Raw genomic sequence first — 9,463 nt, forward strand, 5'->3', positions numbered from 1 at the left:
CCTTGCTAGGAGTTACGATAATGGCCGGTTTAACGCCTTGAGGTAGGTACTCATTGATAACCAAGCGGCTTTGACCGGTAGTCTCGTCATATTGCTCTGTAGCGGTATATCCAGGCTCGATATCCTCAAAGCTGATCTTACCCTCGCACTCTGCAGCCACAGGGATAGAATACGGATCCCACTCGGCGATGATCAAGCGATCGTCTTTTTTAGGCTTAGCGATTAAATCTTCGCTTTTTACGACGCTATTATCATCATAGGTAATGACCGATTCGCGCGGTATATAGTGACGGATCGCCTCTCTGCCGTTTTCATCGGAGATGACTACGTACATACCCTTCTCACTTACGACGTGACCTTTTTTGATATCTCTTAGCCTCTCTAAATAATCGCCCTTTAGGATGAAATACTTAAGCGTACCATTTGCTCCCGCTTTGATCTTTTGAGTTACCGGCTCGCCGTCTTTGACGCGAAGTTCGCTTGCAAACGGAATTCGAGTAGGGATATTCCAGTCTTCTTTTATAACCTCTACTAAACTATCATTTTCTCCAACGGTTTCGCCGTCTTTAAATACGATGTAGAATTTTCCCTCAACTTTACCGCTTACGCCCGCAAGCTCGGTAGGCTTGGCTAGATCGTGGCGCCGGATAGTATATCTAAATTCTTCCTTCTTACCCTTTAGCATGATATTCACATCATCGTGAGTTATATCGATGCTTACCTTACCGGTAATTGGAGCCTTAATCTTAGGCTCAACCAAAAGCACCGCGGCGTTTCTGCGGTTCATCACGATATTTTTGCCGCCATTTTCGTAGGTTTTGACATTATAATACCTGATAAAGCCCTCTTTATCGGCGATTACTTGGCGATCTTGCTGCTCGGTAGATGCGGTACCGCCGGCGTGGAAGGTTCGTAGCGTAAGCTGCGTGCCCGGCTCGCCGATTGATTGCGCAGAGATGATACCGACCGCTTCACCCGGTTTTACCAGCTTGCCCTCTCCCAAATTTACGCCGTAGCACTTCGCGCAGACCCCTTTTTCGGCCTTGCAGGTAATCGGCGTGCGGATATTTACGGATTTAATACCCGAATCCACGATGGTTTTTACTTCGCCAACGCCCAAAAGAGTGCCCTCGGTAAATAAAATTTCATTCGACACCGGATCAATTACATCCGAGCTTAGCACCCTACCCATAATCCTATCGGCTAAGCTTTCTATTTGCGTTCCGTTCTCTACAATCTCGGTAACCTCGATACCCTCGTGCGTGCCGCAGTCGTGCATCGTAACTCTGACATTTTGCGCGACGTCGATCAGCTTTCGCGTTAGATATCCCGCATTCGCGGTCTTAAGCGCCGTATCGGCAAGACCTTTACGCGCGCCGTGAGTAGAGATGAAGTACTCGTTTACGTTCAGACCCTCTCTAAAATTTGAAGTGATCGGCGTCTCGATGATCGAGCCGTCCGGCTTACTCATCAGACCTCTCATACCCGCTAGCTGTTTGATCTGCTCTGCGCTACCTCGCGCGCCGCTATCGGCCATCATATAGATCGAGTTAAAGCCGTCCTTATCCTTCTCCATCATCTTCATCATCTCATCGGCTAGCTTTTTGCTGGTGCTGGTCCAGATATCGATGGTTTTATTATAGCGCTCGCCGTCGGTTAGCAAGCCCGCGCCGTATTGGTTCTGAACCTCTCTGACCTGCTTTTTAGCCTCTTCTACAAGACCCGCTTTAGACTTCGGCACGATGATATCCGAAACGGAGATCGAAACGCCCGCTTTAGTCGCGGATTCAAAGCCTAAATTCTTAAGATTATCCAAAAATTCCGCGCTTATCTCAAGACCGCCGTTTTTATAGACGTAATCGACGAGCTCGGCGATATCCTTTTTCTTCATAATCTTATTCCAAAGATGATCCGGAATAAAGCTAGGCAGGATCGATTTGATGATCAAGCGGCCCGCGGTCGTAAAGATAATGCGGCGATCGATCATCGTTTTGATTTTAGCGTGGATATCCAGAGCGTTTGCCTCTACGGCGAGCATTACCTCGTCAACGTTTGCAAAAATTTTATTCGTTCCCTTAGCACCCGGTTTTTCCAAGCTTAGATAATAAATTCCCAAAACCATATCCTGGCTAGGCACCGCGACGGGCTTTCCGCTCGCAGGAAGCAAGATATTCATCGAGCTAAGCATTAAAATTTTACATTCCGCGATCGCCTCTTGGCTAAGCGGTACATGCACAGCCATCTGATCGCCGTCGAAGTCAGCGTTGAACGCGGCGCAGACTAGCGGATGCAGTCTGATCGCCTTGCCCTCGACGAGCACGGGATGAAACGCCTGAATAGACATCTTATGAAGCGTCGGCGCGCGGTTTAACATAACCGGGTGATCCTTTACGACCTCCTCCAAGCACTCCCAAACCTCGTTTAGTTTATTTTCTATCATCTTTTTGGCTTGCTTGACCGTGGTGGCGTAGCCCTTCTCTTGCAAGCGTGCGATTAGATGCGGCTTGAATAGCTCAAGCGCCATAGTTTTAGGTAGACCGCACTGATCCATGCGTAAATTTGGACCTACGACGATGACGGAGCGACCCGAAAAATCCACGCGCTTGCCAAGTAAATTTTGTCGGAAGCGACCCTGCTTACCTTTAATGATCTCGCTTAGAGATTTAAGCGGTCGCTTGTTGGCGCCCTTTACGGCGTTAGCGCGACGTCCGTTGTCAAAAAGCGCATCCACCGCCTCTTGAAGCATTCGTTTTTCGTTGCGGATGATGATCTCGGGTGCATCGAGCTCCATCAGCCTTTTGAGCCTAGAATTTCGATTGATGACGCGGCGGTATAGATCATTTACGTCAGAAACCGCAAATTTTCCACCTTCAAGGCTTACAAGCGGGCGTAGATCGGCAGGCAGCACGGGAAGATTTGTAATCATCATCCACTCGGGCTTATTGCCGGAATTTAAAAAGCTCTCGACGACCTTTAGACGCTTGACGATAGTTTTTTTCTTCGCTTCGGAGTTGGTATTTTCCATCTCCTGCTTAAGCGTGGATAAAATTTCGACCAAATCAAGCTCAGCTAACATATCGCGGATCACCTGACCGCCCATTTTAGCGACGAAGCCTGTCTGCGAAAAGCGCTCTTTTAGGCTCTGATACTGCTCTTCGTTTAAAACGTCGTATTTCTCAACCTTTTTGGAATTTTCATTATCGTAAAACGCCTCGCCCGCATTCTCTACGATATATGCTTCGTAGTAGAGCACGCGCTCAAGATCTTTCATCTTGATATTTAGAAGCGTACCGATACGGCTAGGCAAGGAGCTTACATACCAAATATGAGCTACCGGCGTTACGAGCTCGATATGCCCCATTCTGGTGCGACGAACCTTCGAGCTTGTGATCTCGACGCCACATTTTTCGCACTTCCAGCCTTTGTAGCGCATCTTTTTATATTTACCGCAGATGCACTCATAATCCCTTACGGGGCCGAAAATTTTAGCGCAAAAAAGCCCGTCGCGCTCCGGTTTGAGCGTGCGGTAGTTGATAGTCTCGGGCTTTTTTACCTCGCCGTGGCTCCAAGCCTTGATCTGCTCGGGACTCGCAATCGTAATGGCAAATGCGTCGAAGTCGTGGACTCTGGCGTCCTCTTTTATTTCTATTCTTTCTAAATTTGAATTATCGCTCATTTATTCTCTCCATTCTCGTAAATTTCAACGTCTAGAGCAAGCGATTTAAGCTCGTTTGTTAAAACAAAAAATGTCTCAGGAATTCCGGTGGACGGAACGTTTTCGCCTTTTGTTAGCGCCTTATACGCAGCCAAGCGTCCATCGACATCGTCGGATTTGATCGTTAACATCTCGCGAAGCGTGTATGCCGCGCCGTATGCCTCCAGGGCCCAAACTTCCATCTCGCCAAATCTTTGACCGCCGAATAGCGCCTTGCCGCCGACCGGCTGCTGCGTGACTAGGCTGTAAGGACCGGTGCTTCTTGCGTGAACCTTCTCGTCGACTAGGTGGTGTAGTTTGAGATAATACATGCAGCCCACGTTTACGCGCTCTTTGATCTTTTCGCCGGTGCGGCCGTCGTAAAGCTCGGTCTTGCCGTCCTGATCGATATTCGCCATCTCAAATAGCTTTTTGAAATCCTCAGGCACGATACCTTCGAATATCGGAGCGGAAAATCTAACCCCTTTCGCCCAGTCTCTAGCGTATTTTAAAAGATCCTCGTCGCTGATCTTCTCAAGCGTTTTTTTAGCCTGCATTAGTTTGGAAACGCCTGCGATCTCAATCATTTTAGCGCGAAGGGTTTTTATCCATTCACCCGTTTTCTCTTCTAAAATTTTAGCGATCTGCTCGCCTAAGCGCCAACCCACAAGACCTAGGTGGCTCTCCATTATCTGACCGATATTCATACGGCTTGGAACGCCGAGAGGATTTAGCACGATATCTACGCGCTGTCCGCTAGGCAGATACGGCATATCGACCTCAGGGACGATATTTGAAACGATACCCTTATTTCCGTGGCGACCCGCCATCTTATCGCCCACTTTTAGCTTGCGCTTAGTCGCGATATAGACCTTTACGAGCTTAACGACGCCGCTTGGCAAGATATCGTCTTTTTCTAAAATTTCGATCTTTTCGTCGTGCTCCTCTTTGAGCTTGCGCTTCTCGTTTTGGAAGTGGTTTTTTAGCTCTTCGTATTCCTTCTGAACAGCTTTAGAATAAGCCTTGACGAAGGAATTTAACGTAAAGCGGTTGGAGCTTTCAAGCTCCTCTTTTTTAACCTTATCGCCCTTTTTATAATCTTTTTTATTGAGGCTTTGATCGCTTTGCAAAGCGCTTTTAGAAAGTAGTGCCACTACCTTTAGCATCTCCTCGCGATCGAGCATCAAAAGCCTATCGTGATGCTCCCTTTCGAGCTCGGTTTTTTCATCCTCATAGGCTTTGTTCGTGCGCTGATCTTTCTCGTAGCCCTTTTTGGTAAAAATTTTAACGTCGATCACCACGCCTTCCATCGAAGCGGTAGCGTAGAGAGATTTATTTACCACATGTCCCGCCTTCTCGCCGAAGATCGCACGTAAAAGTCTCTCTTCAGGCGTCGGTTTAACCTCGCCTTTAGGAGTTACCTTGCCTACCAAGATCATGCCCGGTTTGACGTGAGTACCGATCTTTACGATACCGCTATCATCGAGGTGGGTAAGCTCCTCCTCTTTGATATTAGGAATGTCGCGCGTGATCTCCTCCACGCCGTCTTTAAGCTCTCTAGCCTCGATCTCCTTTTCATAAACATGCACGCTGGTGTATTCGTCGGCGCGGATCATCTTTTCGCTCATGACTACGGCGTCCTCGTAATTATAACCGTGCCACGGCATGAAAGCTATAAGAGCGTTTTTGCCGATCGCAAGCTCGCCGCCGTCCATGCTAGGACCGTCGGCTATGATTTGACCCGCCTTTATCACGTCGCCTTTACGCACGATCGGGCGCTGTGAAAAGGTAGTGTTTTGGTTAGTGCGTAAATTTTTCTCCATCGAGTAGTGATCGATAAACGGCCCCTTCTCATCCTCGCCCAAAATGAATATATTTTTATTATCGACCTTTTCTACGACGCCGTTGCGATTAGCTTTGATCGCTTCCCACGAATCGCGCGCGATGATCGCCTCCATACCCGTTCCAACGATAGGAGCGGTGGAGTGCAGAAGCGGCACGGCTTGGCGCTGCATGTTCGAGCCCATCAAGGCGCGGTTGGCATCGTCATGCTCTAAAAACGGAATCAGCGACGCCGCTACGCCCGCGACCATACCCGAGCAAAGGTCTATCAGCGAAATATCCTCGCGCTTGGCCATGATATTTTCGCCGTCTTTTCTAACCTCCAAAAGCTCCTCTACGATATTGCCCTCTTCGTCCAATTTGGCGGACGCAGGAGCTATTACGAGCCCCTCTTCCTGCGTAGCGGTAAGATAGACGATCTCGTCGGTAACCTTACCGTCTACGACCTTTTTATACGGGGCCTCGACGAAGCCCAGATCGTTTACCTTCGCATAGGTCGCTAGGGTGTTGATCAGACCGATGTTTTGACCCTCCGGCGTCTCGATAGGGCAAATTCTACCGTAGTGCGTAGGATGGACGTCGCGCACCTCAAAGCCGGCGCGCTCTTTAACCAGTCCGCCCTCGCCCAGCGCAGATAGACGGCGCTTATGCGTGACCTCGCTAAGCGGGTTGGTCTGATCCATAAACTGGCTTAACTGGCCGCCGGTGAAAAATTCCATAAGCGTAGTGGTGATGATTTTAGGATTTACGAAATCATACGGCATAAGCTCCTCTAGATTGCCGCTAATGCCGGTAAATTTATCTTTGATCGCCTTTTGAACCTTGATAAATCCAAGGTGCATCTCGTTTGCCAAAAGCTCTCCGATTGAACGTATGCGGCGATTGCCGAGATTGTCGCGATCATCGATGAAGCCGTCGCCGTTTTTGACCCTGATTAGGTATTTCGCGGTTTTGATAATATCCTCGCTGGTTAGCACGGTTACGTACTCCGGCGCTTCGATGCCTAGTTTGTGATTCATTTTCATACGACCTACTTTGGTTAGATCGTAGCGCTCAGGGTTGAAAAACAGATCGTTTACGAAGCTCTTTGCCGCCTCTTTTACCACCGGCTCACCCGGGCGCATAACTTTGTAAATTCTAATCGCAGCTAGATCGTTCTCGTCATCTATGCCCTCGCTTTGTTGCAAGAGCTTAAGCGCGTCGGCATCTTGGATGAAGGAATTTATGATTGAAGTATCTACGCCACTAGCTAGGTCGTTGGCGATCGTAAATTTTTTCTCGGTGTTAGCGATCTTGGCTAGCTTGCCCTCATCTAGCGCAGTTAGCGAATCAAAAAGCACTTCGCCGCTGTTTTTATCGACGATGGCGTCGGCTAGGTAGCGCTCAGCTAAAATTTCAGCCGGATACTCGATGAGTTTTAGTCCGTCCTCCGCCAGCTTCTCCGCTTTTTTAGATGTCAGGCGCTTGCTTGCTTGATGAAGCACCTCGCCCTTTTCGTTTATAATGTCGTAATCAAGCCTACCGGAATACTCTTTAGGATCGAAATCGGTTAGGAATTTTCCTTTTTTGATATAGATCGTCTTAATAGGATAAAATAATTTTATAATGTCTTGTTTTTTGTAGCCGAGTGCGCGAAATAGGATCGTGATCGGAACCTTGCGCCTTTTATTTATGCGCACGTATAGTACGTCTTTTACGTCGTATTCGAAGTATAGCCAGCTGCCGCGATCAGGTATTATTTGAGCGGTGTAGATAAGTTTATTTAGAACCGTAGGGCTCTCTTCCTCTTTGAAGATTACGCCCGGGCTTCTGTGCAGCTGATTTACGACGACACGCTCTACGCCGTTAATGATAAATGAAATTCTATCGGTCATTAAAGGAATGTCGCGGATAAATATATCTTGCTCTTTGATCTCTTTTACGCCGATTTTTTTGCCCGTCTTTTCATCGCGCTCATGCACTAGCAGGCGGAGCTTCATCTTTAAATTTACGGAGTAGGTAAGACCTCTTTCCATGCATTCTCTGATCGAATACTTTGGCTTTGAAATTTCGCTGCTTACATACTCGATACTTAGTCTATTCTGTGCGTCGTGGATAGGAAAAATGGCTTTAAAAACCTTCTCTATGCCGCTTTCATCGTCTGAGTTGTCAAGATTTAAAAAATGATCAAAACTTTTCTTTTGCAGTTGTAATAAATTCGGAATTTCAATGTCTTTGGGGACCTTTGAAAAATCCACCCTAAGACGATTTCCTGAATATAGGCTGTTTAACATTCCACTACCTCGTAGTTGTATTTTAAAGAAAGAAGTGCCGATGCGACGCACCGGCACACATTTGTATGCGAAATTTTAAAATTTCGCGATTTATTTGAGTTCGACTTTAGCGCCTGCTTCTTCAAGCTCTTTTTTAGCCTTCTCGGCGTCTTCTTTGTTAAGTCCCTCTTTAAGAACGGACGGAGTAGCCTCGGTAGCGTCTTTGGCTTCTTTTAGACCAAGGCCCGTTAAGGCGCGAACAACCTTAATTACGTTGATTTTCTTATCGCCCGCATCAAGCAATACGACGTCGAATTCCGTTTTCTCTTCAGCCGCTGCCGCACCTGCGCCGCCAGCACCTGCGCCGCCAGCACCTGCGCCGCCTGCTACCATAACCGGAGCTGCGCTTACGCCGAATTTTTCCTCAAATTTTTTAACTAGTTCGCTAAGCTCTAGCACCGAACGATTAGAGATATACTCCAAAACCTCTTCATCTGTTGAAATTGCCATTTTATTCTCCTAAATTTTAATTAAGCGCTAGCTTCTTTTTTCTGCTTAAGCGCATTTAAGCCGATCGTAAAATTTTGAATCGGCGCATTCCATACTTGAAGTAACATCGCGATAAGCTCGTCTCTCGAAGGCATCTTCGAAAGCGCTCTAACCTTATCTACGCCGGCTACTTCCCCATCGATATGAGCGGTCTTAAGCTTAAAAATTTCATTTTTCTCTTCAAATTTAGCCGCTACTTTACATACAGAAAGCTGCTCGCCCCATAAGAAGATATTGGTATCTTTAAAGCTAAGTCCGTTTTTTTCGGCATTTTTTAATGCGATATTAGCTAGGGTGTTTTTAATAACCCGAACCTTTACGCCCGCTTCGCGCGCGCTATTTCTAAGATCTTCAAGCTGCTTAACGCTAAGGCCTTTAAAATCGGAAATTACTATAGCTTCGCTAGCTTTGAAAGCCTCGCCAAGCTCCGCTACTATCTTTGATTTTTCGTCTCTCGTCATTAGGTCTCCTTTCCGATCGGTGATTTCAAGCCAAGCGATCGAAATTTTGAAATTTCGATCAATTAAGTTAAAAACCTTGAGCTATCTCCAATCTAAGATAAAAATTTAAAATTTTATTTTAAATCGATTATTTCTTGATTATCCAGTGTAACTGCAGGGCTCATAGTAAGTGAAAGCGATGCATGAGTTACGTATCTGCCCTTCGCAGTCGCTGGCTTATGCTTATTTATGGTTTTAATAAACGTCGTAAGATTGTCTAAAAGCTGCTCTTTGCTAAAGCTAGCCTTGCCAAGGCCTGCGTGGATATTTCCTTGCTTATCGACGCGGAAATTTACCTGTCCACCCTTAGCATTTTTAACGGCCTGAGCGACATCCATAGTAACGGTACCGGTTTTAGGGTTCGGCATAACGCCTTTTGGACCGAGAATACGACCTACCTTACCGACTAGTCCCATTAAATTTGGAGTAGCGATAAGAACATCGAAATTTATATTTCCCTTTTGAATCTCTTCGATTAGATCATCGGCGCCCACTATATCGGCACCCGCTTCGCTAGCCTCGCTAGCCTTTGCGTCTTTTGCGATCACGGCTACGCGAACGCTCTTGCCAGTACCGGCAGGCAAAACGACAGAACCTCGCACCATCTGATCGGCATGTCTTGGATC

The 9,463-nt window shown here is 47.1% G+C and carries 5 protein-coding genes; all 5 read right to left on the reverse strand.

The genetic code is table 11. The annotated features are described in order from the left end of the window. A partial coding sequence (gene rpoC, locus Q0236_RS07560) for a DNA-directed RNA polymerase subunit beta' (RefSeq protein WP_297916589.1) occupies nt 1–3,676 on the reverse strand: 3,676 nt, incomplete at its 3' end. After that, nucleotides 3,673–7,809, reverse strand: a complete 4,137-nt coding sequence (gene rpoB / locus Q0236_RS07565; protein WP_297916591.1) for a DNA-directed RNA polymerase subunit beta — start codon at nt 7,807–7,809, stop codon at nt 3,673–3,675. The genes rpoC and rpoB, both read right to left, overlap by 4 nt. Before the next feature lie 90 nt (nt 7,810–7,899). Continuing rightward, the gene (gene rplL / locus Q0236_RS07570; protein ID WP_297916593.1) at nt 7,900–8,298 is read right to left on the reverse strand and encodes a 50S ribosomal protein L7/L12; all 399 of its coding nucleotides are present in this window, start codon (nt 8,296–8,298) and stop codon (nt 7,900–7,902) included. Between the two features lie 20 nt (nt 8,299–8,318). Further along, a complete protein-coding gene (gene rplJ / locus Q0236_RS07575; RefSeq protein ID WP_295152864.1) occupies nt 8,319–8,798 on the reverse strand; it encodes a 50S ribosomal protein L10 in 480 nt (159 codons plus the stop codon). A 113-nt stretch (nt 8,799–8,911) separates the two neighbouring features. After that, on the reverse strand, nt 8,912–9,463 hold a 552-nt coding region (gene rplA / locus Q0236_RS07580; protein WP_297916594.1), incomplete at its 5' end, for a 50S ribosomal protein L1.

Origin of the sequence: uncultured Campylobacter sp. (genome assembly GCF_938031315.1) — a bacterium.
Classification (GTDB): domain Bacteria; phylum Campylobacterota; class Campylobacteria; order Campylobacterales; family Campylobacteraceae; genus Campylobacter_B.